Below are 20,729 nucleotides of genomic sequence, written 5' to 3'. Positions count from 1 at the left end.
TTAGTATGTGGCGCACACACGGGAACGGAAATTGTTAGTTCATGGCTGCAACGAGCATTGATGATATAGATCTGCAGATTTTGGCGGAGTTACAGGACGACGGACGGATGACGAATGTCGATCTGGCCCGTCGCGTGGGGCTTACCGCCCCGCCCTGCCTGCGCCGCGTGCGCGCGCTGGAGGAAAGTGGCGCGATCAAATCCTACCACGCCGTGGTCGATCCCGGCACGCTGGGCTACACGATCACGGTGTTCGCCATGGTCAGCCTGCGCAGCCAGGCGGAGGCCGACCTGAAGGCGTTTGAGGACCATGTGGCCAAGCTGCCCGAAGTGCGCGAATGCCATATGCTGAACGGCGAGATCGACTTCATCCTGAAGGTCGTGGCCAAGGATCTGCAGAGCTTCCAGCAGTTCCTCACCTCTCGCCTGACGCCCGCCCCCAATGTGGCGAGCGTGAAGACGTCGCTGACGATCCGCACATCCAAGAACGAACCCGGCGTGCCCCTGCGCGCGCAGGGTTGAGGGCATACACATACAGGAGTGAAGAAGGACGGCGCGCCGGGCATGATGCCCCTGCGCGCCGTTCCGGTCTTCCTCAGCTTGTCGGAGACGTTGCGGCGGGGGTGATGCTGGCGCTTTTCTGCGCCTGCTGATCGACCCACACGCCCCAGAAGCGCGAGACGTCGGCCCAGGCTCCACCCTTCACCTGCGCCAGCGCGGCGCGCGCGCCGGGCAGGTCGCCCGAGCGTGCCAGCGCGACGCCGAGACGGGCATTGACGCGATCCGCATCCACCCCGCCCTTCGACAGGGCCAGCCGATATTGCTCGACGGCCTTGGGATATTGGCCAAGCGAGAAATAATCGTCGGCAGCGGTCAGAGCGGTCGCGCCGTTGGCGGCCTTGGCAGCCTTGCTGGCTTGCGCGGGCAGCGCCGCCATTTCCTTGACCGCCTTTGGCGCGACACTCTTGAACAGCGCCGCCGTGACCGTTTCCGTCGGGGTCAGGGCGCCATCGGCGCGGCCGGCCTCGATCACGGCCTTCGATTCGGCGCTATAGCCACTGCCGGAGGCCAGGACGGCATAGGCCTGATAGTCCCGCTCGCTCGCCATCGCGCCATTGGCGGCCTGCAGCCGATACAGGTCCAGCTTCACCTGCGGATCGAGCGAGGCATTGGCCATGGTATTGGTCAGCGCGCTGCGCCAGTTCCCCATGCTGGGATAAAGCGTCAGCTTCTGCTGATACCAGCGCGCCACATCCTGCCAGTTGCCCAACTGATAGGAGAAGGCAGCGGCCTTGTCGAACCAGGGCGCGGGCACGGGCTTGCCGCTGGCGCGCTGCTGTTCGAATGCCTGATCGACAATCTTCATGCCTTCCGCCCGCCGGCCCTTCTTCAAGGTGGCGTCGGCGAGCAGCATGGTCGAATCGATGCCCGAATAGCCGAGCTGGCGCGCATAGTTGACCTGTGCGATCGCATCGTCGAACTCGCCCAGATAATAGGAATAATAGCCCGCGAGGAAGCGCAGATAGGGCACGTCCTTTTCCGGCGCGGCCTTGCTTTCCAGAATGTCGGTCAGGGCCCGGCGCTGCGCCTGCGGATCGGCGCGGCGCGACGCAATCTCCATGCGGAGACTGCCGACGATATATTTCTCAAGATCGTTGGAAGGCACCAGCCCGGCAACCGCCGCATTGGCGCTGTTGACATCGCCCGATGCGATGGCGGCGCGCGCGGTGCGGGCCTGGGTGCGGAATGTCTCGCTCATCGCGATCCCGCTGTCCTTCTCCTTCTTGGCCTGAGCCTGCGGAGCCATCACCAACGCCGTTGCCAGCATGGGCAGCGCCAGCCATCTGCGCGCCTGACCAAGCTTCATCCCGCTTCCCCTAATCATTTTCGTCATCACAGCAAAATATGGGTGCGCGGATCATACACCCGCGCACCCGAACATGAAACAGCTCAGGCCTTTTTCAGGTCCAGCCAGGTCAGCCACATATTCGCGATATCCTTGCGGACGGTGCCGTTGACGGCGCCGAAGGCCGTCTTGGCACCGGCGGCATCGCCGCTGAGCGCCAGCGCGATGCCCAGGCGGGTGTTGGTCTCGTCCGCATCGACGCCACCCTTCTGGAGCGCCAGGCGATAGAGCGTGATCGCCTTGGCATATTCGCCATAGCCCATATAGGCGTGCGCGGTCGACGCAGCGACTTTGCCGGTGGGCGACTTGGCGGCGGCCGCTTCCGTCCCCGGCAGCGACGCTTTGTCGCGGGCGATGCCTTCGGTCGCCATGGAATAGAAATCGCTCAGCTTCGTCGGCGCAAGCTTGCCCAGGGCACGGCCCTTGTCGATCGTGGCCTTCACTTCGCCCAGAAGGCCCAGGCGCTGGGCGGTATCGGCATATTCCGCATAATCATATTCGCTTTCGAGCGCGCCGGCGACCGATGCAAGCCGCATCAGGTCCAGGCTCTCGCCGCGCGCGAGCTGCGGATGCGAATCCTGATAGCCGCGCACCAGAATGCGCCAGTTGCGCGGGCTGGGATCGGCGGCAAGGTTCAGCCTGCTCCATTCGGCGGCGTCGGGCGTGCCGGCGAGATAGGACATCGTGAAGCCGCGATTATACCAGGATGCCGGGACAGCGGTGCCCGCGGCCTTCTCCGTTTCGATCGCCCTCTTCAGGAAGGGCAGGCCCTGGGCGGCAATCGGCTTGGCGGCCGGCACCAGTTGCCCCTTGGCGCTTTCCGACATCGCAATGGCCTTCTGGAAATAGGCTTCGGCCGTCATCAGCGGAGTCGCACTGCCGGGATAGCCCAGCTCCGACGCCTTGCTCAGATGCGCGATGGCGGGATCATAATCCTTGGCGTCGAGCGCGAACTGGCCCGCGAAAAATTCGAACTTGGGCACGTCCGCGGCGGCGGTCGTGCCGCTCGCCAGCATCGTTTCCACGCCCTTGCGCTGCAGCGTCTTGTCGTTGAGGCCGATGCCGGCGTTCAGCTGGAGATTGCCCAGCAGGAACTTGTCGTCGGGCGTCTTCACGGCCGCTTCGAGCGCGGGAAGAGCGGCGGAAACGGTAGCATAATCCTTGGCCTCGGCCGCTTTCTGGGCGGGCTGGGCAGCGGCGACGAATTCCTTGCTGAAATTGCGCTTGGGTTCGGCCGGGGCCTTTTCCTTTGCCGCAAAGGCCGGTGCCGCCAGCATCGTGGTACTGGCGAGGCCCAGCATCAGTCCGAGGGCGACGGGGGAAACAAAACGCATATCCATTCTCCTGACAGGGCCTTGGGGGGAGGCCAACGTACACCATCCTTCGGTCCGGCGTCGGCCGATGCCTAGGGATATGTGCGTGAATAACCGTTGAACGCTCATATAGATGCGGTTGCAGGTGCTGTCATGACAGTCTGAGGATTGCAAGGCGTTATCGCGACGCTTTGCCGCACGCGATTGCGAAGCCCTTACCGCATGGCTTCCGCGCGTACGCGTACGCGCGCGAGGGGTGACATCGGGCTTTCGCTCGGCTAGTGCAGCATCACGCAAACCATCACCCGAAAAGAGAGTCGCATTGACCGACGAGATCGCCCTCGCCGACCCTTCTGATATCAGCCCGATCAGCATCGTCGATGAAATGAAGACGAGCTATCTGGATTATGCCATGTCCGTCATCGTCAGCCGCGCGCTGCCCGATGTCCGCGACGGGCTGAAGCCGGTGCATCGCCGCATCCTGTTCGCCTGCCAGGAGGCCGGCTATGTCGCCGGCCGCCCCTATCGCAAGTGCAGCCGCATCGTCGGCGACGTCATGGGTAAATATCACCCGCATGGCGACAGCGCGATCTACATGGCGCTGGCCCGTCTGGCGCAGGACTGGTCGATGCGCGTCATGCTGATCGACGGCCAGGGCAATTTCGGGTCGATGGACCCCGACATGCCGGCCGCGATGCGTTACACCGAAGCGCGGCTTGCCAAGGTCTCCAACGCCCTGCTGGAAGACCTGGACAAGGACACGGTCGACTTCACGCCCAATTACGACGCGTCGGAAAGCGAGCCGCAGGTCCTGCCCGCGCGCTTCCCGAACCTGCTGGTCAACGGCGCAGGCGGCATCGCCGTCGGCATGGCGACCAACATCCCGCCGCATAATCTGGGCGAAGTGATCCGTGCCTGCCTTGCCTATATGGACAATGGCGGCATCACCATCGAAGAGCTGATGCAGATCATCCCCGGCCCGGATTTCCCGACCGGCGCGCTGATCCTGGGCCAGAGCGGCGCGCGCAGCGCCTATCATACCGGCCGCGGTTCCATCATCATGCGCTCGCGCCATGTGGTGGAGGAAAATCGCGGCGACCGCCGTTCGATCGTGCTCACGGAAATCCCCTATCAGACCGGCAAGAGCAATCTGGTCGAGAAGATCGCGGAAGCCGCCAAGGACAAGCGGATCGAGGGCGTCAGCGACATTCGCGACGAATCGAACCGCGAAGGCGTGCGCATCGTCATCGACCTGAAGCGCGATGCGACCCCGGAAGTGGTGCTCAACCAGCTGTGGCGCCACACCCCGGCGCAGAGCAGCTTCCCCGCCAACATGCTGGCCATTCGCGGCGGCCGGCCCGAAACGCTGTCGCTGCGCGACATCATCGAGGCATTCGTCAGGTTCCGTGAAGAGGTCATCACCCGCCGCACCAAGTTCGAGCTGAACAAGGCGCGCGAGCGGGCGCATATCTTGCTGGGCCTCGTCATCGCGGTGACGAACCTGGACGAGGTCGTGCGGATCATCCGGGGATCGTCCAGCCCCGCCGCAGCGCGCGAAGCGCTGATCGCGCGCGAATGGCCGATCGCGGAGATCGTCTCCTACATCCGCCTGGTCGAAGCGATCGAGACCGAGGTCGAGGGCGACACCTATCGCCTGTCCGACACGCAGGTCCGCGCCATCCTCGACCTGCGCCTGCATCGCCTGACCGCGCTGGGCCGCGACGAGATCGGCAACGAATTGGCCGGTCTTGCCGCGAATATCGCCGAATATCTCGCCATCCTGGCCGACCGGGCGAAGCTCTATGCCGTGATGCGGGAAGAGTTCGAGGCAATCGAGCGCGAATTCGCGACGCCGCGCCGTTCCACGATCACGGCGGCGGCCGACGGCATCGACGACGAAGACCTGATCGAGCGCGAGGAGATGGTCGTCACCGTCACCCATCAGGGCTATATCAAGCGCACCCCGCTCGAAACCTTCCGCGCGCAGGCGCGTGGCGGCAAGGGCCGGTCCGGCATGGCGACCAAGGATGAGGACGCCATCACCGAGATGTTCGTCACCAGCACGCATACGCCGGTGCTGTTCTTCTCCACCCATGGCAAGGTCTATCGCCTGAAGGTGTGGCGCCTGCCGGAAGGCGGCCCGGCCACCCGTGGTCGCCCGATGGTCAACCTGCTGCCGCTCGCGCCGGGGGAAACCATCCGCACGGTGCTGGCGCTGCCGGAAGACGAGGACAGCTGGAAGGACCTGTCCGTCGTGTTCGCCACCGCGCACGGCAATGTCCGCCGCAACAGCATGGACGCGTTCGCCAACATCCCGAGCAACGGCAAGTTCGCCATGCGCTTCGATGAGGATGCGACCGATCGCCTGGTCGGCGTGGCGCTGCTCACCGAGACGGACGACGTGCTGTTCGCCACCCGCCAGGGCAAGGCGATCCGCTTCTCTGCCACCGACGTGCGCGAATTCCAGAGCCGCACGTCGACCGGCGTGCGCGGCATGACGCTGAAGGATGGCGACGAGGTGATCTCGCTCTCCATCCTCGGTGGGTTCGAGGCGACCACGGAGGAGCGCGACGATTATCTGCGCGCCGCGCCGTGGAAGGAGAATGAGAACACGCCCAACCTCTCGCCCGAGCGGATGAAGCAGTTTGCGGAGGCGGAACAGTTCATCCTCACCGTCTGCGCCAATGGCTATGGCAAGCTGTCCTCGGCCTTTGAATATCGCCAGACCGGCCGTGGTGGTCAGGGCATCACCAATATCGACAATATCGGCCGTAACGGCCCGGTCGTCGCCAGCTTCCCTGTGGCGCATGAAGACCATCTGATGCTGGTGACGGATCAGGCGAAGCTCATCCGCATGGGGCTCGGCTCCATGCGGGTCATCGGCCGCAACTCGGCCGGTGTCCGCCTGTTCAACGTGGCCGACCAGGAGCATGTGGTCAGCGCCGCGCGGATCGAGGAAAGCGACGAAGGCGAGGACGCCGAAGTCAGCGAGACCGTCGAAGGCTGACAGCGCCGATAAAGTCGATGACGCATATGTGCAGGCGTCGCACAGGCGATGCCTGCACATCGCATTTCCCGCCCTTTCCGGGCGTCGCGAACTGGCCATCCCTCCATGCTTGGGCTAACGGGGCTGGATGACAGACCTTTTCGCCTACAAGATCCTGACCGACGACCAATGGAAGCAGCTGCGCGCCGAGGGCAGCTTTGCCGGGGCGCCCATCGACCTGCAGGATGGCTATATCCATATGTCGACGCGCGCGCAGGCGGCGGAGACGGCGTCGAAGCATTTTGCCGGGCAGGACCGGCTGGTGCTGGCCATGATCGACCTGGCGGTGTTCGCCAGCGACGTGCTGCGCTGGGAACCTTCGCGCGGCGGGCAACTCTTCCCGCATCTCTACGCCCCGCTGCCCCTTGCGGCCGTGACCAGTCACACCGTGCTGCGCATCGGCGATGACGGGCAGCATCAGTTTCCGGCGGGATTTTAGGCCATGACATATCAGGTCCACATCATCGGCGGCGGCCTGGCAGGATCGGAGGCCGCCTGGCAGCTGGCGCAGGCCGGGGTGAAGGTGCGGCTTTCCGAAATGCGCGGCGGTGGCGACATGACGCCCGCGCACCAGACCGACGGCCTTGCCGAAATGGTCTGTTCCAACAGCTTCCGTTCGGACGATGCGGACAAGAACGCCGTCGGCCTGCTGCATCAGGAAATGCGGGCGCTGGGATCGCTGGTCATGGCGCAGGCGGACAAGGCGAAGGTGCCGGCGGGCTCTGCGCTGGCGGTGGATCGGGACGTCTTTTCCGAAGGGGTCACGCGCGCGCTCGCGGATCATCCCAATGTCACTCTGGTCCGCGAACGGATCGACACCCTGCCCGCGCAGGGGCCGACCATCGTCGCCACCGGGCCGCTGACAGCCATGGCGCTGGCCGGCAGCATCGGCGCCGCCACCGGCATGGATGCCCTCGCCTTTTTCGATGCCATCGCGCCCATCGTCCATCGCGACAGCGTCGACATGGACATCTGCTGGATGGCGAGCCGCTGGGACAAGGTCGGGCCGGAAGGCGACGGCAAGGACTATATCAACTGCCCGATGGACAAGCCGCAATATCAGGCATTCATCCAGGGGCTGTTTGATGGCGAGAAGACCGAGTTCAAGCAGTGGGAAAAGGATACGCCCTATTTCGAGGGCTGCATGCCGATCGAAGTGATGGCCTCACGCGGCCCGGAAACGCTGCGCTTCGGCCCGATGAAGCCGACCGGCCTCGACAATCCGCGCACCGGCCGCTGGCCCTATGCCGTGGTGCAGCTGCGGCAGGACAATGCGCTGGGCACGCTGTGGAACATGGTGGGTTTCCAGACCAAATTGAAACATGCCGCGCAGGTGGAGCTGTTCCGCACCATCCCCGGCCTTGAAAAGGCGGAATTCGCGCGGCTGGGCGGGCTCCACCGCAACACCTTCATCCAGAGCCCCAAGCTGCTGGACCGGGAACTGCGCCTGAAGAGCGCGCCGCATATCCGCTTCGCCGGACAGATCACCGGGTGCGAGGGCTATGTGGAAAGCAGCGCCATCGGCCTGATGGCGGGGCGCTTCCTGATCGCCGAACTGGCCGGCCGCGCCCTGCCCTCCCCGCCCGGAACGACGGCGCTGGGCGCCCTGCTCGGCCATGTGACGGGCGGCGCGGATGCGGCTTCCTATCAGCCGATGAACGTCAATTTCGGCCTGTTCCCGCCGATGGACGACGTCCGCAAGAAGCAGCGCAAGGAAGCCATGACGTCACGCGCGCGGGAGGATCTGCACGGCTGGATCGCCGGGGCGGCGCTGGCGGACGCCTGATCCGCACATCGTTGATCCACGCATATCAGCATTTGCAGGCCGGCTTGCGCTTGGGCGCGGTGGTCGCGAATTCCCCCGGGGTCAGCCGTCCGTCGCCATCCGCGTCGGCGGCGGAGAAGCGATCCGATGTCGCAACGGCCCATTCCTCGAAGGAGAGAAGGTTGTTGCCGTCTGCATCCAGTTTCTTGAAGGCGCGGGCGCGGCTGCCCATCATCTCGAGACGGGTGATCGCGCCATCCCGGTTGCGGTCGTAACGGGAGAAACGCCGCGCCTCCCTGTCCCGGGGCGAAGCCTCCGGTGGCATCGCCGGCGCATCCCCCATGGCCTCCGGATCGCCCTCGGGCAATTCTTCCGGCGGCGGCGCGGTATAGGCGCCGGGCGCCGGGCGCTGTTCGACAGAGGCACGCCCCTGCCACCAGAACAGGCCGGCGCCGGCGAGCAGCAGCGCCGCGATGGCACCCAATATGGATTTCCCCATTGCGCTTCGTGATATCCCCCGTGAATGCGATGACAAGCCTAGCCCGTTACGCCAGCACTGCCAACGGCACATCTGCCGCCCGCGATGCCATCATGATCGGCCGAACAGGGCGATCCGCAGGAAGCGGGCATGGAGCCGTGGCGTCATCTCCGCAGGCGCGCGCTGGCCCCTCCGGATGTCGATAGCGGCCAGCTTCGTCGCGATCCGCAGCGGCGCCAGGGTGCGCGGCCAGCGCATGGGGGGCAAGGCCGCTTCGCGCGCCTGGGCAAGCCCGACCGCGCGCATTGCCGTCGGATCGTCACTGATATGCGCTGCCAGGTCCCAAAGCGCCCAGATGGCCCCGGCATCCGGCAACCCGCCCGTCATGCGCCCCTCTTCCCCCGCCATCGCGCGAAACAGTCCGCCGCCCCGCCCCTGCGCATAGGCGGCGAGCATGTCCTCATCCAGCGGCATGGGTTCGAGCAGCGCTTCCCACCCGTCGATCATGGCGATGAGGGCCGCGCCGTCATCCTCGCCGCCCACCATCTGCGGCATGTCCGCGCGCAGGGCATCCACCAGCGGATCGCCCCGCCCTTTGGCACGCTGCGGGTCGGTGATGACGTCATGCCACCAGGTGAGGCGCATCTGGCCGATCATCGGTTCCCGGGTCGTGCGGACGATATCCGCGAGCCGTCGGTCATAGGCCCATAACAGCCTGTGCTTCTGCCGGTCGCGGCCGGCATGGGCGATCAGAAGGCGCTGGAGCGGGGTTTCCTCATCCATGGCGCACAAACGGGCGGAACAGCGCGCGCACCCACGTAAACGGCCTGTTTACCGTCATCCTTGTAATCATCCTAACCAGCACTCGTGCATGGAGAAACCTGATCTTGTCCCTGGGGGGATTGCGATCACACGTGATGGGACAGGGATATGGCGAAAAAGCCAAGCCAAACAAAGGGTTTTCTGGCCCGGCTGCTGGCCAGCCAGGCGGGAAACACCATGGTGATCGTGGCTGCGGCCATGTTTCCGCTGGCCGGCATGATCGGTGGCGGGCTGGATCTCAGCCGGGCCTACCTCACCAAAACCCGATTGCAACAGGCATGTGATGCCGGCGTACTCGCTGGCCGCAAGAAAATGCCGGCAGGCGGAACGGTGACGACCGACATCACCAACGAAGTCAAAAAATATGTCGAGTTCAATTTTCCCCAGGGCTATCAGGGAACAAGCAGCTACGCGGTCGTCCCGACACTTGCTGCCAATGACCAAATCGATCTTTCACTCTCCACCACCATCCCCACGGCGGTAATGAAGCTGTTTGGCAAGGCTTCGATCGATCTGTCCGTTTCCTGTACTGCCCGCGATGATTATTCCAACATCGACATCGTCCTTGTGCTCGACAATACCGGATCGATGGCGTGCAAGCCGGAGCGCGACGGCACCAACTGCTCCCAATGGATCAACGGCCAGATTGAGGACAAGAAGGTCAAGTCCGGCAAGACCATGACGGTCAACGGACGCACGGTCACATATGTTCAGGAGGAGACGAGCAGCGGCACAAATGTGTCACGCATGCAGGCGTTGCGCAACGCCCTGACGTCATTGCAATCGACCATGGCCACCATCGAGACACAATTCAACACGGCTGCCGAAGGGAGCCGCAAGCGTGTGCGCTGGTCGATCGTCCCCTTTTCGCAGATGGTCAACGCCGGCCTGAGCATCGGTCCGGCGGACACGACACTCTACAACCGGCATAGCGACTGGTTCAACAGCACCGGCTCCTATCGCAAGTCATCGGGCACAAGCGCGGGATCAGCCACGAGCGTTTCGCATGGCAGCACCTGGATGAGCAGCACATGGGATGGCTGTGTGGAGGAAACCCAGACGAGCAACCTCATTACGACGTCATCCTCCTATTCGATCCCCAACAACCTTCCCAGCGGGACGAACGATCTTAATTTCGATACCGCCCCCAGCAGCACGCAAACCAGATGGACAGTTGCTGATGACAGCGCGACGGGAGATGCACAATATGCATGCCCGAAATTCATGCGCGAACTCGATCAGATGACTGCAACTGAATTTAATGACTATTTCGCGTTCAACAACGGTTTCATCGCCAATGGCGGCACGTTCCTGGACATCGGCATGCTCTGGGCTGGCCGTCTCCTGTCCCGCACGGGGCTATGGAAAGACGATAATCCCCAATATTTTCATAGTTTCCCTGTCGCCCGCTTCGTCATTTTCATGACCGATGGCGAAATGGACACTGGGCAATATGGTTATGCCGCCTACGCCCAGGAAAAATTCTGGAAGCGGGTCACCAGCGATGGTGCTGTCGCGACCAGCAATGCCAATCACAGCAAGCGTCTGTCCATGATCTGCACCGCCATCAAGAATGCGGATGCGCGTATTTACGCCATTTCTTTCGGCGCCGGCTCGACACTCAATTCCGACATGCAGGGCTGCTCGTCGGGTGCCGGCTATGGCTATCGCGCGGCGAACGCGGATGAATTGAACCAGGCTTTCCGCGATATTGGCGACAATATCGGCTCGCTAAGGCTTTCGCGGTGATTGCGCGCGCACGCTCCTTCAGGCGCATGATCGCCGACCCGCGCGGTGCAACCTTGCCGGAATTCGGGCTGGTCGTCATCCCCCTGTGCATCATGCTATTGGGCGGCATGGACATGGCCTATCAAATCTATGTCCGCTCGGTGATGCAGGGCGCCGTGGAATATGCCTCGCGCATGACGACGCTGCAGACGGCGGATTCCACGGCGGTGGAAGATGCCATTCGCGAACAGATCAAGAAGATCGCGCCTAAAGCGGATATCACCATCACCAAAGGCAGTTTTTTCCAGTTCAGCAACATCGATACGATGGAACGGATAACGGTTGATCGGAACGGCAACGGTTCATTGGACGGCCCCGTCGGCACGACGCCAGGCGATTGCTGGGAAGACATCGACGACAATGGCGAACGCAATGTCGTTGCTGCGGGCAAGGATGGCATCGGTGCTGCCGATGACGTCGTGCGCTACACGGTCGTCGTAACCTACAAGCGGCTGCTGCCCATTTATGGCTTCATCGGCATTCCCCAGCAGGCGCAACTCACCACGGTCGCGATGACCAAGCGTCAACCCTATCAGGGCCAGACGCCACCCGTTGAAAGGTGCAAGACATGACCGTCGGCAAGATGCACCCGGCGACGGCGGCCATCCTGGCCATGTCGAAACTCCGCCGTGCAATGGGTGCGGACCAATCTGGCATGGCCATGGTTGAATTCGCGCTGTCCCTGCCCTTCCTTGTCGCCCTGACGATGGGCGGTGCGGAAGCGGCAAACCTTGCCTTTGCGCACCAGAAGCTCGGGGATATGGCGACCCTTGCCGCAGACAGTGTCTCGCGCGTGCGTGTCGGCATCGGCGAAGGCGATGTGACGGATGCACTCACGGGCGTCAAACTCATGGGCGACGCCATCAAGTTCAGGAATAACGGCCGCATCATCATCTCCAGCCTGCAGCCGATCGTGGACGGTAGCGGCAATGTGACCGACGAAAAGATTCGTTGGCAAAGATGCAGTGGCGCGTTGAACGCAACGTCGAGCTATGGCGTGCAAAGCGCGTCGCTGGGTACGACCGGCATGGGCCCCACCGGGCGCAAGATCGCGGCCGCCCCGGACACGGAAATGATTTTCGTGGAGATCCGCTACACTTACCAGCCGCTTATCAGTAATAGCTTCCTCGGCACGCAGAACCTGTCTGCCATCGCCAGCATGGTTGTTCGCGAACGCAGCTCCAACGATATCCAGAACGTCGGCACCGCGTCCCCTTGCTCAACCTTCTCAGCCTGAAATCAAGGCAGCGCTGGAACGATAGGCCGGGCGTTTGCGGAAAAGAACAGGCAAACCGCGAAACATAGGTGAGGCGACCCGCCGCGACGGCGGATCGCCTCATCCTTTTACCGATAACAGACCTTCTTCACCGCCGCGATCACGCGCGGCGTGTCGACTAGGGCGATCTTTTCCAGATTGGCCGCATAGGGCAGCGGCACATCTTCATTGGCGACGCGGAGCACGGGGGCGTCCAGATCGTCAAAGCCCTGTTCCATGGCGACGGCGATGATCTCGCTCGAAATCGAGCAGGTCGGCCAGCCTTCCTCGACCACCACCATGCGGTTGGTCTTCTTCAGGCTTTCCAGCACCGTCGCGGTGTCCAGCGGGCGCAGGGTGCGAAGGTCGATCACCTCGGCATCGATGCCCTCTTCGGCCAGCTTGTCCGCCGCCTCCAGCGCAAGGCCGACGCCGATCGAATAGCTGACGATGGTGACATCCTTGCCCGGACGGATGATCCGCGCCTTGCCGATGGGCAGGACATAGTCGTCGATCTTGGGAATATCGAAGCTGCGGCCATAAAGCAGTTCGTTCTCAAGAAAGACAACCGGATCTTCCGACCGGATCGCCGCCTTCATCAGCCCCTTGGCATCCGCCGCATCATAGGGCGCGATGACGATCAGGCCCGGCACGCTGGCATACCAGGGGCCGTAATTCTGGCTGTGCTGCGCGGCGACGCGGCTTGCCGCCCCGTTCGGGCCGCGGAACACGATGGGGCAGCGCATCTGGCCGCCCGACATATAGTTGGTCTTCGCGGCCGAATTGATGATGTGGTCGATCGCCTGCATGGCGAAGTTGAACGTCATGAATTCGATGACGGGCCGGAGCCCGCCCATCGCCGCGCCCGTGCCGACGCCGGCAAAGCCATATTCGGTGATCGGCGTGTCGATGACGCGCTGCGGCCCGAATTCCTGCAACAGGCCCTGCGTGACCTTGTAGGCGCCCTGATATTCGGCGACTTCCTCACCCATCACGAAGACGCGATCATCCTTGCGCATCTCTTCGGCCATGGCGTCGCGTAGCGCTTCGCGGACGGTGATGGTCTCATATTCCGTGCCTTCCGGCACGTCGGGGTCGGCAGCGCGGGGCTTGGCCTGGTTCCCCGGTGGCGCGGCCTTCGGCGCTTCGGGGGCCGGCTCCGCGACAATGGCGGGCGCGCTGACCGCGGCAGGAGCCGGGCTGGCCTCGCTCGCGCTTTCGCCTTCGCCGGCAATCGTTGCGATCACGGTGCCAACCTTGACGCCTTCGGAGCCCTCCGGGATCAGGATCTTCGTGATCGTGCCTTCGTCGACCGCCTCGAATTCCATCGTAGCCTTGTCGGTCTCGATCTCGGCGAGCAGGTCGCCGGATTTCACTTCATCGCCTTCCTTCACCAGCCATTTGGCCAGCGTACCCTCTTCCATCGTCGGGGAAAGGGCCGGCATCTTGATGTCGATAGCCATCAATACTGCTCCACCAGAACATCAGTATATAATTCGGCCGGTTCCGGCAGAGGCGAGGATTCGGCAAAGTCCGCCGCATCCCCGACAATCTTGCGGATATCCTGGTCGATCTTCTTGATCTCGTCAGCGGTAACGCCCACTTCCTCGAGATATTTCTTCACGCCCTCGATCGGGTCGGACTTGTCGCGCATTTCCTGCACTTCCTCGCGCGAACGATATTTCGCCGGGTCGGACATGGAATGGCCGCGATAGCGGTAGGTCTTCATTTCCAGCAGGATCGGCCCTTTGCCGGCACGCACCCATTTCACCGCCTCTTCGGTGGCGCCGCGCACGGCCAGCACGTCCATGCCGTCCACCTGCAGGCCGGGGATGCGGAAGCTCTCGCCACGGCGGTAGAGCTGATCCTCGGCCGAGGAACGGTTGACCGACGTACCCATGGCATATTGGTTGTTCTCGATCACGAAGATGATCGGGAGCTTCCACAGCTCGGCCATGTTGAAGCTTTCGTACACCTGGCCCTGGTTGGCCGCGCCGTCGCCGAAATAGGCGACGCACAGGCCGCCATCGCCGCGATATTTGTGCGAGAAGCCAAGGCCGGTGCCCAAAGACACCTGCGCGCCGACGATGCCATGCCCGCCGTAGAACTTATGCTCCACGCTGAACATATGCATGGAGCCACCCTTGCCGCGCGAAATGCCGGCTTCGCGACCGGTCAGCTCGGCCATGATCAGCTTGGGATCGATGCCATAGGCCAGCATGTGGCCATGGTCGCGATAGCCTGTGATAACGCTATCTTTTCCGACCTCAAGTGCGGACTGGATACCCACCGCAACGGCCTCCTGGCCGATATACAGATGGCAGAAGCCGCCGATCAGGCCCAGGCCGTAAAGCTGGCCGGCCTTTTCCTCGAAACGCCGGATCAGCACCATCTGGCGGTAGAATTCCAGCAACTCCTCCTTGCTCGCGTCATAGCTTTCGGGCTGCGCGGGACGTTCACGATTGGGGGTAGGCGGTACGGCCGCCTTAGCCCTGGGCGACCGCGCGGAAGCTGCTTTTGCCAAAGCCGGAATCCTTCTGTTCAGAATTGGGAGGACGGAGCCGATATAGAGGCGAAGTTGCAGGAAATGCAATGGAGGGCCGGCAGGAAAAGGCAAATGCTGCACATTCCTGTACCATATCGGTTAAATCAGTTCAGTGGAACAATGACCTCATCGGGATGGTAGACATTGAGGTCGCGGCGCACCAGCTCTTCCACAAGATCGGGATCGGCATGGCGGGGATTGAGCAGGTTGACCCTGTTGCGCAGGCGGGACCGTTCGGCCTGCACCACGGCCAACTCCGCCCGGCTGTCCCGCAACTGGCGCGTGTAATCGCCCCATGCCAGGATGCCGCTGGGGCCGAGCACGGCATAGCCGGCGAACAGCAGGAGCAGGAATATGGCGAATGCCGGGCCGAAAGCCGAGAAAAGCAACATCCTGAGCTTTGCAATATGCGCCATGGCCCGTTGAATCACAACCCTATTAAGGATGCAAGAAAAATGTGACAGAACGCGCAGTTCCGCCCCATTTTCCTGGCATTACCGCAAAGATTTCACCTGAAGATCGAACGACCCGCGAAGACGGCAATGTCACCCAGCTCTTCTTCGATACGAATCAACTGGTTATACTTGGCGAGCCGATCGGAACGGGCCAGCGACCCGGTCTTGATCTGGCCGCAGTTCGTGGCCACGGCAAGGTCGGCAATGGTCGCATCCTCGGTCTCGCCGGAACGGTGCGACATCACCGCGGTATAGGAAGAACGCTGCGCGAGGCCGACGGCCGCGAGAGTTTCTGTCAGCGAACCGATCTGGTTCACCTTGACGAGCAGGGAGTTCGCCAGGCCCTTTTCGATGCCCATGGCAAGGCGCTTCGGATTGGTCACGAACAGGTCGTCGCCGACGAGCTGAACTGACGAACCGATCTTGTCCGTCAGAATCTTCCAGCCTTCGAAATCATCCTCGCCCATGCCGTCCTCGATCGACTTGATCGGATAGCGGGCGCACAGGTCGGCAAGATAGTCGGCCATCTCGGCGGAGGTCAGGCTCTTGCCCTCGCCCACCATCTCATATTTGCCGTTCTTGAAGAATTCGGTCGAGGCGCAATCCAGCGCCAGCACGACATCGTCGCCCGGCGTGTAGCCGGCCTTCTCGATGGAGGCCATGATGAAGTCGAGCGCATCGGTGGTCGACGCCAGATTGGGGGCAAAGCCGCCCTCGTCGCCCACGGCCGTCGCCAGCCCCTTGTCGTGCAGGCCCTTCTTCAGCGTATGGAAGATTTCCGCGCCGATGCGCACGGCGTCGGCAATGCTTTCCGCACCGACGGGCATCACCATGAATTCCTGGAAGTCGATGGGATTGTCGGCATGTTCGCCGCCATTGATGATGTTCATCATCGGCACCGGCAGCACATGGGCGGAAACGCCGCCGACATAGCGATAGAGCGGCAGGCCGCGCGCATCGGCGGCGGCCTTCGCGGTCGCCAGGCTGACGCCCAGGATCGCGTTGGCACCCAGGCGTCCCTTGTTCTCCGTGCCGTCCAGCGCGATCATCGCCGCGTCGACCTCGCCCTGATCCTCGGCTTCCAGGCCGCGCACCGCGTCGGCAATCTCGCCATTGACCGCGGCAACCGCCTGCAGCACGCCCTTGCCCAGATATCTGCTCTTGTCGCCATCGCGCTTTTCCACCGCCTCATAGGCGCCGGTCGAGGCGCCCGAGGGCACCGCGGCGCGGCCCAGGCTGCCATCCTCCAGCATGACGTCGACTTCGACAGTGGGGTTGCCGCGGCTGTCGAGAATCTGGCGGGCATGGATATCGAGAATGGCGGTCATGCGTGTCCCCTTGTCAACATAATGTTCGGCGGAGTGTATGGCTGCGGTCCGATTAGCCAGAGCAGCCTCATATTGCAATGCGACGAAATCGCCGACTTCCTCCATTGCGCAGATTACGGGGTGTATTACGGTAGCGGAACTGATAATTCGCCCAAGCATTGGTTGCCTGACCCAAGCCGCAGGAGGAAAAAGACGATGGCCGATATCCCAGCGCCCGCCCAGCCCGAGAAGCCGGCCCGCAAGCCGCGCGCGAAAAAGGTGCCCGCAGCGGCCAAGGCGGCCCCCAAGGCGGAGAAGGTCGCGTCGGTAAAGGCCGTGACCAAGCGCGCCGCCCCGCGCGCCAAGGCGCCGAGTGCGAAGGCCCCGAGTGCCAGGGCAAAGTCCAAGGCGGCATCGACCGACTGGAAGGCGCAGGCCGGGAATATCAAGGCACAAGCCGCGAAGACCGCGCGTTCCGCGGCGGATACGGCCAAGGACAAGACCGGCTCCACCATGCAGGGCCTTGCCAGGCTGATCTCCGACACCGCGGGCACCGTGGATGCCAAGCTGGGGCCGCAATATGGCGACTATGCGCGCTATGCCGCCGAAGCGGTTGCCGGAGCGGCCAAGTCCCTCGACGCGAAGGATATCGACCAGCTGGCGTCCGAAGCGCGGAATTTCGTGCGCAAGAGCCCTGCCGTGGCCATTGGCGCGGCCGCCGTCGTCGGGTTCGTACTGATGCGGCTCGCCAAGGGTTCGGGTGGGGAAGAGGCCTGACCTTTCCTTTACCGCACGCACGGAGCGGGATCGCGTGACAGACATTGACGCCGACGCGGCGCTATTGCCCAGGGAAGAATTGCCCGGGGAAGAGGAGCAGGAGCCGCTACGTGACGTGATCGCGCGGCTCATCGCATCTGGCCGCGACTATGCCGAGGCGGAACTGGATCGGCAGAAACTGCGCGCGGCGCTGGTAGGCGCCGGGGTGCGGACGGCGGCCATCCTGCTGGTCGTCGCCCTGATCCTGCTGTTCGCCGCGCTGGTGACGTTGCTGATCGGGCTGGTCATCGCGCTTGCGCCCTTGCTGACGCCCCTTGGCGCGACCGCCGCCGTATCCGCCGGAGGGATCGGCATCAGTATCATCCTCGCCCTGGCCGCGCGCGGGCGCATCCGGCACATGCTGGCGGACATCCGGCAATGAGCGACCTTCGGGAAGACTATCTGGCCGCATCGTCCCGCGCGGCGGCGGCAAGGGCGACATTGCTTGCCGATGTCGCCGAAGCGCGATCACGCCTGTCGCCGGATCGGCTGAAGTCCGACCTTGTCGATCAGGCTTCGGTTCAGGCGCGGACGATGGCCAAAGGCGCCGGGAAAGCGGCGCGCGCGCATCCCTGGGCGCTGGGCGCCGTCGCCGCAGCCATTTTCGGCTGGATTTTCCGTCGCCCGATCACGGCACTTTCCTGCAGATTATTCGTTCAGGCGAGGGATAGGATCGGGCGCTATCGTGAGCGACGGTCCGACACGGACAGTCGAGAGGAACGGACATGAGCAACGATATCTACGACCAGATCGAACGCGCGCGCGACTTTGCCCGGGCCAAGGCGGCAACGACCGCCGACCGGTTGAAGGAAGGAAGCGCCACGGCGCTGACGAACGCATCGGAAGCCCGCAAGAAGGCCGGCGCCGCCTATGCCGGCGCGAAGGACAAGACGTTCCGGGCGGCCGATGCGGCCAATCGCCTGATCAACGAACATCCGCTTGCCGCGACCGCCGCCGCCGTCGCGGCCGGCGCGGCGATCGCCATGTTGTTTCCCAAGGTGCGCGGCGCCATGAAATCGGCGGCCCGCAATGCGCCCGATGTCGCCAGCGGCGCACTTGCACGCGCCAGGGCGCTGGGCGAGGCGGCGGCGGAAAGCGAGCTTGCCGCCAATGTCCGCAGCAGGGCAGGCGAACTCACGGCTTCGGCGCGCGACATCGCGGCAGACGCGGCCTCCGCGACCAAGGCCCGGGCGATCGAGATCGCCGGGCTCGCGCTGGAAAGGGCAAGCGATGCGGCCAGCACCGCGCGCACGGCCATCGGGGATGCCGACATTCCAGGGCTGGTGCGCACGAAGGCCATGGAAGCCGCCCATGCGGCGCGGGTCGGGATCGAGAAGGCGCGCATTCCGCAAAAGGCCTCTCGCCTTGCCGAGACGGCCGCCAGCCATACCGGCGAAGCGCTGATCGCGGCTGGCAAGAAGGTACGGGAAACGCTCGATCCGCAATAGCCCTTATCCCCACCCCCTGCTTTCGTCTAAGAGCCCGGCTTTTTGCCGGGCTTTTTATGTTTCCGGCCTTGGAATGACGGGTTGCCGCTGCTAGGGGCCGTCGCAGTTTCTCAACCTTTCGCAACAGGAAAAGGGTTCGCCATGAGCAAGATGCATCTGGTGATGGGCGGTCGCGTTAAAGACCCCCAGACGCTGGAATTCGAAGACCTTTCGGCGATCGATTTCGTCGGCGTGTTCCCTGATTTCGCTACGGCCGAAAAGGCCTGGCGCGCCGCCGCCCAGCGCACGGTCGACGATGCCGAAATGAAATATGTCGTCGTGCATCTCCATCGCCTGATGGAACCCGACGCGCACGCCTGATCGCGTCCAGCCGGTCGACACCCCTTATCGACAGGGCAAAGGCCTGCCGGGCATTGCGCCCAAGCCGGTTCAGTCGGATGACATCATCTGGCGCGTGCATTCTTCCGGCGCGTGAACAATGCGCCTGCGCGGCCAAAGACGCATGATCCGGGACAATCGGATCGGATCATGCTCTAACGCTTGGCCAGCCCCTTCAGCCCCTTGCGGAACCGCAGGTGGAGCAGCGGCCGGGTCACGAGCAGCCCCGCGACGAAACCGCCGATATGGGCGGCAATCGCGACCTGGCCGACGCCCAGCCCATCCCCGCGCATCGCCAGCCCGATCATGATCTGGATCGCCGTCCAGCCGGCGGCCAGCCAGAGGATGCGCACCGCATTGGCGGAAATGGGGCCGACCGCCTTCACCTTCTGCTGGCTGTAGAGCAGCGCATAGGTCGCCAGCAGTGCCGAAATGGCCCCGCTCGCGCCGACCATCGGGTTCAGGGCATGCATGGTGAACAGCCACTCCGCCCCGGCCGAGGCATAGGCACCGATGGCATAGAGGGCGAGCAGCAGCCACGGCCCCGTCACATGCTCCACATGCCGGCCGCAGAAGAACAGCATCAGCATGTTGAACGCGATATGCAGCCAGTTGGCGTGGACCAGCGTGGCGCTGAGCGGTGTCAGCCACACCGGCAGCATCGTTGCGGGCGCGCCCTGCGCGACCACCGCCGCCGCATCCGTCACGCGTGCCGGGATGAAGCCGCCGACCAGCGCCGCATAGTCGATCTGCCCGGCAAGCCAGAGCAGCAGGAAGATGGCGGTGGTGACGGCCGCCAGCCAATCGGTCATGCGGCCATGGGGGATGCGCATGATCCGATGTTCCAATGGGTGTTCAGATAAACTCGATCTTGTCGACCAGATAGAACTTGTCCCCTGACGGGACCGTGACTTCTATCTCGTCACCCACCAGGCGGCCGATAAGGGCGCGCCCGAGCGGGCTGTTATAGCTGATCATGCCCAGGCGCGCATCGGCCTCCGCTTGCCCCACAATCTGGTAACGGACGGGCTTGTCGTCCTCATCCAGCAGGGTGACGGTGGCGCCGAACACGATCTTGTTGCCCGACAGCGTCTTGGGATCGATGATCTGGGCACGCGACAGCTTGTCCTCCAGATCGGCGATCGTCGCCTCCACCTGGCCCTGACGCTCTTTCGCGGCATGATATTCGGCATTTTCCGACAGGTCGCCATGCGCGCGTGCTTCTTCGATCGCGTCCACGATCTGCGGCCGCTCGGCCTTCAGTTCACGGAGCTGGGCAGAGAGCTTTTCATAGCCCGCCTGCAGCATCGGCATTTTTTCCACGGTCGCCATTATGCGAATCCTTCGTCAATAAGCCCCATATGCGGCCCCGCCCTGTACGGGGACACTCGCAGCGTGATGATGTGGG

General features: G+C 63.6%; 22 protein-coding genes. 12 read left to right on the top strand and 10 right to left on the bottom strand.

Translation table 11 applies throughout. The features are described from left to right. Positions 1-41 precede the first annotated feature (41 nt). Positions 42-521 carry an Lrp/AsnC family transcriptional regulator gene (locus WFP78_RS09855; protein WP_336961205.1) on the top strand — a complete coding sequence of 160 codons (480 nt, stop codon included), beginning with the start codon at positions 42-44 and terminating at the stop codon, positions 519-521. Between the two features lie 73 nt (positions 522-594). Here the strand turns inward: WFP78_RS09855 and WFP78_RS09850 are convergent, their stop codons facing one another. Together WFP78_RS09850 and WFP78_RS09845 are read right to left on the bottom strand one after the other, a co-directional pair. Then, positions 595-1,866, bottom strand: coding sequence for a tetratricopeptide repeat protein (locus WFP78_RS09850; protein ID WP_336961202.1), 1,272 nt, complete (start codon positions 1,864-1,866; stop codon positions 595-597). 83 nt (positions 1,867-1,949) lie between these two features. Further along, positions 1,950-3,239 (bottom strand): hypothetical protein, encoded by a 1,290-nt coding sequence (locus WFP78_RS09845; protein ID WP_336961199.1) that lies wholly within the window; start codon positions 3,237-3,239, stop codon positions 1,950-1,952. Between the two features lie 301 nt (positions 3,240-3,540). On the opposite strand from WFP78_RS09845, the gene gyrA reads away from it, so the two are divergent. From gyrA to trmFO, 3 genes are all read left to right on the top strand, one after another. Next, positions 3,541-6,225 carry a DNA gyrase subunit A gene (gyrA, locus tag WFP78_RS09840; RefSeq protein WP_336961197.1) on the top strand — a complete coding sequence of 895 codons (2,685 nt, stop codon included), beginning with the start codon at positions 3,541-3,543 and terminating at the stop codon, positions 6,223-6,225. Positions 6,226-6,352: 127 nt separating this feature from the next. Beyond that, a complete protein-coding gene (locus WFP78_RS09835; protein ID WP_336961195.1) occupies positions 6,353-6,703 on the top strand; it encodes a DUF952 domain-containing protein in 351 nt (116 codons plus the stop codon). Positions 6,704-6,706: 3 nt separating this feature from the next. Then, complete coding sequence (trmFO, locus tag WFP78_RS09830; protein ID WP_336961193.1) at positions 6,707-8,050, top strand: methylenetetrahydrofolate--tRNA-(uracil(54)-C(5))-methyltransferase (FADH(2)-oxidizing) TrmFO; 1,344 nt, start codon at positions 6,707-6,709, stop codon at positions 8,048-8,050. 25 nt (positions 8,051-8,075) lie between these two features. Here trmFO and WFP78_RS09825 read toward each other — a convergent pair whose 3' ends face one another. Then, complete coding sequence (locus tag WFP78_RS09825; RefSeq protein ID WP_336961191.1) at positions 8,076-8,528, bottom strand: EF-hand domain-containing protein; 453 nt, start codon at positions 8,526-8,528, stop codon at positions 8,076-8,078. Positions 8,529-8,618: 90 nt separating this feature from the next. Further along, the gene (locus tag WFP78_RS09820) at positions 8,619-9,290 is read right to left on the bottom strand and encodes a squalene/phytoene synthase family protein (protein WP_336961189.1); all 672 of its coding nucleotides are present in this window, start codon (positions 9,288-9,290) and stop codon (positions 8,619-8,621) included. A 147-nt stretch (positions 9,291-9,437) separates the two neighbouring features. Here WFP78_RS09820 and WFP78_RS09815 point away from each other — a divergent pair, with 147 nt between their 5' ends. From WFP78_RS09815 to WFP78_RS09805, 3 genes are read left to right on the top strand one after another with little or no spacing between them, the layout of a single operon-like run. Next, on the top strand, positions 9,438-11,078 hold the full coding sequence (locus WFP78_RS09815) for a TadE/TadG family type IV pilus assembly protein (RefSeq protein WP_336961186.1): 1,641 nt from the start codon (positions 9,438-9,440) through the stop codon (positions 11,076-11,078). A 26-nt stretch (positions 11,079-11,104) separates the two neighbouring features. After that, the gene (locus tag WFP78_RS09810; RefSeq protein ID WP_336961183.1) at positions 11,105-11,689 is read left to right on the top strand and encodes a TadE/TadG family type IV pilus assembly protein; all 585 of its coding nucleotides are present in this window, start codon (positions 11,105-11,107) and stop codon (positions 11,687-11,689) included. After that, positions 11,686-12,354 carry a TadE/TadG family type IV pilus assembly protein gene (locus WFP78_RS09805; RefSeq protein ID WP_336961180.1) on the top strand — a complete coding sequence of 223 codons (669 nt, stop codon included), beginning with the start codon at positions 11,686-11,688 and terminating at the stop codon, positions 12,352-12,354. Before WFP78_RS09810 ends, WFP78_RS09805 begins: the two co-directional genes overlap by 4 nt. A gap of 107 nt (positions 12,355-12,461) precedes the next feature. Here the strand turns inward: WFP78_RS09805 and WFP78_RS09800 are convergent, their stop codons facing one another. The 4 genes from WFP78_RS09800 to eno form a co-directional block, all read right to left on the bottom strand. Then, positions 12,462-13,835: a pyruvate dehydrogenase complex E1 component subunit beta gene (locus tag WFP78_RS09800; RefSeq protein ID WP_336961177.1), complete on the bottom strand. Its 1,374-nt coding sequence runs from the start codon at positions 13,833-13,835 to the stop codon at positions 12,462-12,464. After that, entirely contained in the window at positions 13,835-14,896 is a 1,062-nt protein-coding gene (gene pdhA / locus WFP78_RS09795) for a pyruvate dehydrogenase (acetyl-transferring) E1 component subunit alpha (RefSeq protein WP_336961174.1), read from the bottom strand. Before pdhA ends, WFP78_RS09800 begins: the two co-directional genes overlap by 1 nt. Before the next feature lie 125 nt (positions 14,897-15,021). Then, a complete protein-coding gene (locus tag WFP78_RS09790) occupies positions 15,022-15,333 on the bottom strand; it encodes an FtsB family cell division protein (protein ID WP_336961170.1) in 312 nt (103 codons plus the stop codon). Between the two features lie 92 nt (positions 15,334-15,425). Continuing rightward, positions 15,426-16,700 carry a phosphopyruvate hydratase gene (gene eno / locus WFP78_RS09785; RefSeq protein ID WP_336961166.1) on the bottom strand — a complete coding sequence of 425 codons (1,275 nt, stop codon included), beginning with the start codon at positions 16,698-16,700 and terminating at the stop codon, positions 15,426-15,428. A 195-nt stretch (positions 16,701-16,895) separates the two neighbouring features. On the opposite strand from eno, the gene WFP78_RS09780 reads away from it, so the two are divergent. From WFP78_RS09780 to WFP78_RS09760, 5 genes are all read left to right on the top strand, one after another. Continuing rightward, positions 16,896-17,456 carry a hypothetical protein gene (locus tag WFP78_RS09780; RefSeq protein ID WP_336961163.1) on the top strand — a complete coding sequence of 187 codons (561 nt, stop codon included), beginning with the start codon at positions 16,896-16,898 and terminating at the stop codon, positions 17,454-17,456. 34 nt (positions 17,457-17,490) lie between these two features. Then, positions 17,491-17,877, top strand: a complete 387-nt coding sequence (locus tag WFP78_RS09775; protein WP_336961160.1) for a hypothetical protein — start codon at positions 17,491-17,493, stop codon at positions 17,875-17,877. Then, positions 17,874-18,224 (top strand): hypothetical protein, encoded by a 351-nt coding sequence (locus tag WFP78_RS09770; RefSeq protein WP_336961157.1) that lies wholly within the window; start codon positions 17,874-17,876, stop codon positions 18,222-18,224. The genes WFP78_RS09775 and WFP78_RS09770 overlap by 4 nt, the downstream gene beginning before the upstream one ends. Then, a complete protein-coding gene (locus WFP78_RS09765; protein WP_336961154.1) occupies positions 18,221-18,943 on the top strand; it encodes a hypothetical protein in 723 nt (240 codons plus the stop codon). The genes WFP78_RS09770 and WFP78_RS09765 overlap by 4 nt, the downstream gene beginning before the upstream one ends. Before the next feature lie 141 nt (positions 18,944-19,084). Then, on the top strand, positions 19,085-19,303 hold the full coding sequence (locus WFP78_RS09760) for a DUF4170 domain-containing protein (RefSeq protein WP_336961151.1): 219 nt from the start codon (positions 19,085-19,087) through the stop codon (positions 19,301-19,303). A gap of 173 nt (positions 19,304-19,476) precedes the next feature. Here the strand turns inward: WFP78_RS09760 and WFP78_RS09755 are convergent, their stop codons facing one another. Continuing rightward, positions 19,477-20,154, bottom strand: a complete 678-nt coding sequence (locus tag WFP78_RS09755) for a rhomboid family intramembrane serine protease (RefSeq protein WP_336961148.1) — start codon at positions 20,152-20,154, stop codon at positions 19,477-19,479. A 22-nt stretch (positions 20,155-20,176) separates the two neighbouring features. Continuing rightward, a complete protein-coding gene (gene greA, locus WFP78_RS09750) occupies positions 20,177-20,653 on the bottom strand; it encodes a transcription elongation factor GreA (protein ID WP_336961145.1) in 477 nt (158 codons plus the stop codon). Between the last annotated feature and the right edge of the window lie 76 nt (positions 20,654-20,729).

The organism is Sphingobium aquiterrae (assembly GCF_037154135.1).
In the GTDB taxonomy this organism is placed as follows: Bacteria; Pseudomonadota; Alphaproteobacteria; order Sphingomonadales; family Sphingomonadaceae; genus Sphingobium; species Sphingobium aquiterrae.
This window is presented reverse-complemented; position numbering and strand designations above follow the sequence as displayed.

Excerpts from the sequence above, each read along its gene's own strand:
- WFP78_RS09855 (WP_336961205.1), top strand. The coding sequence starts at position 42 with ATGGCTGCAACGAGCATTGATGATATAGATCTGCAGATTTTGGCGGAG.
- WFP78_RS09850 (WP_336961202.1), bottom strand. The coding sequence starts at position 1,866 with ATGAAGCTTGGTCAGGCGCGCAGATGGCTGGCGCTGCCCATGCTGGCA.
- WFP78_RS09845 (WP_336961199.1), bottom strand. The coding sequence starts at position 3,239 with ATGCGTTTTGTTTCCCCCGTCGCCCTCGGACTGATGCTGGGCCTCGCC.
- WFP78_RS09835 (WP_336961195.1), top strand. The coding sequence starts at position 6,353 with ATGACAGACCTTTTCGCCTACAAGATCCTGACCGACGACCAATGGAAG.
- trmFO (WP_336961193.1), top strand. The coding sequence starts at position 6,707 with ATGACATATCAGGTCCACATCATCGGCGGCGGCCTGGCAGGATCGGAG.
- WFP78_RS09825 (WP_336961191.1), bottom strand. The coding sequence starts at position 8,528 with ATGGGGAAATCCATATTGGGTGCCATCGCGGCGCTGCTGCTCGCCGGC.
- WFP78_RS09820 (WP_336961189.1), bottom strand. The coding sequence starts at position 9,290 with ATGGATGAGGAAACCCCGCTCCAGCGCCTTCTGATCGCCCATGCCGGC.
- WFP78_RS09815 (WP_336961186.1), top strand. The coding sequence starts at position 9,438 with ATGGCGAAAAAGCCAAGCCAAACAAAGGGTTTTCTGGCCCGGCTGCTG.
- WFP78_RS09810 (WP_336961183.1), top strand. The coding sequence starts at position 11,105 with ATGATCGCCGACCCGCGCGGTGCAACCTTGCCGGAATTCGGGCTGGTC.
- WFP78_RS09805 (WP_336961180.1), top strand. The coding sequence starts at position 11,686 with ATGACCGTCGGCAAGATGCACCCGGCGACGGCGGCCATCCTGGCCATG.
- WFP78_RS09800 (WP_336961177.1), bottom strand. The coding sequence starts at position 13,835 with ATGGCTATCGACATCAAGATGCCGGCCCTTTCCCCGACGATGGAAGAG.
- WFP78_RS09790 (WP_336961170.1), bottom strand. The coding sequence starts at position 15,333 with ATGGCGCATATTGCAAAGCTCAGGATGTTGCTTTTCTCGGCTTTCGGC.
- eno (WP_336961166.1), bottom strand. The coding sequence starts at position 16,700 with ATGACCGCCATTCTCGATATCCATGCCCGCCAGATTCTCGACAGCCGC.
- WFP78_RS09780 (WP_336961163.1), top strand. The coding sequence starts at position 16,896 with ATGGCCGATATCCCAGCGCCCGCCCAGCCCGAGAAGCCGGCCCGCAAG.
- WFP78_RS09770 (WP_336961157.1), top strand. The coding sequence starts at position 17,874 with ATGAGCGACCTTCGGGAAGACTATCTGGCCGCATCGTCCCGCGCGGCG.
- WFP78_RS09765 (WP_336961154.1), top strand. The coding sequence starts at position 18,221 with ATGAGCAACGATATCTACGACCAGATCGAACGCGCGCGCGACTTTGCC.
- WFP78_RS09760 (WP_336961151.1), top strand. The coding sequence starts at position 19,085 with ATGAGCAAGATGCATCTGGTGATGGGCGGTCGCGTTAAAGACCCCCAG.
- WFP78_RS09755 (WP_336961148.1), bottom strand. The coding sequence starts at position 20,154 with ATGCGCATCCCCCATGGCCGCATGACCGATTGGCTGGCGGCCGTCACC.
- greA (WP_336961145.1), bottom strand. The coding sequence starts at position 20,653 with ATGGCGACCGTGGAAAAAATGCCGATGCTGCAGGCGGGCTATGAAAAG.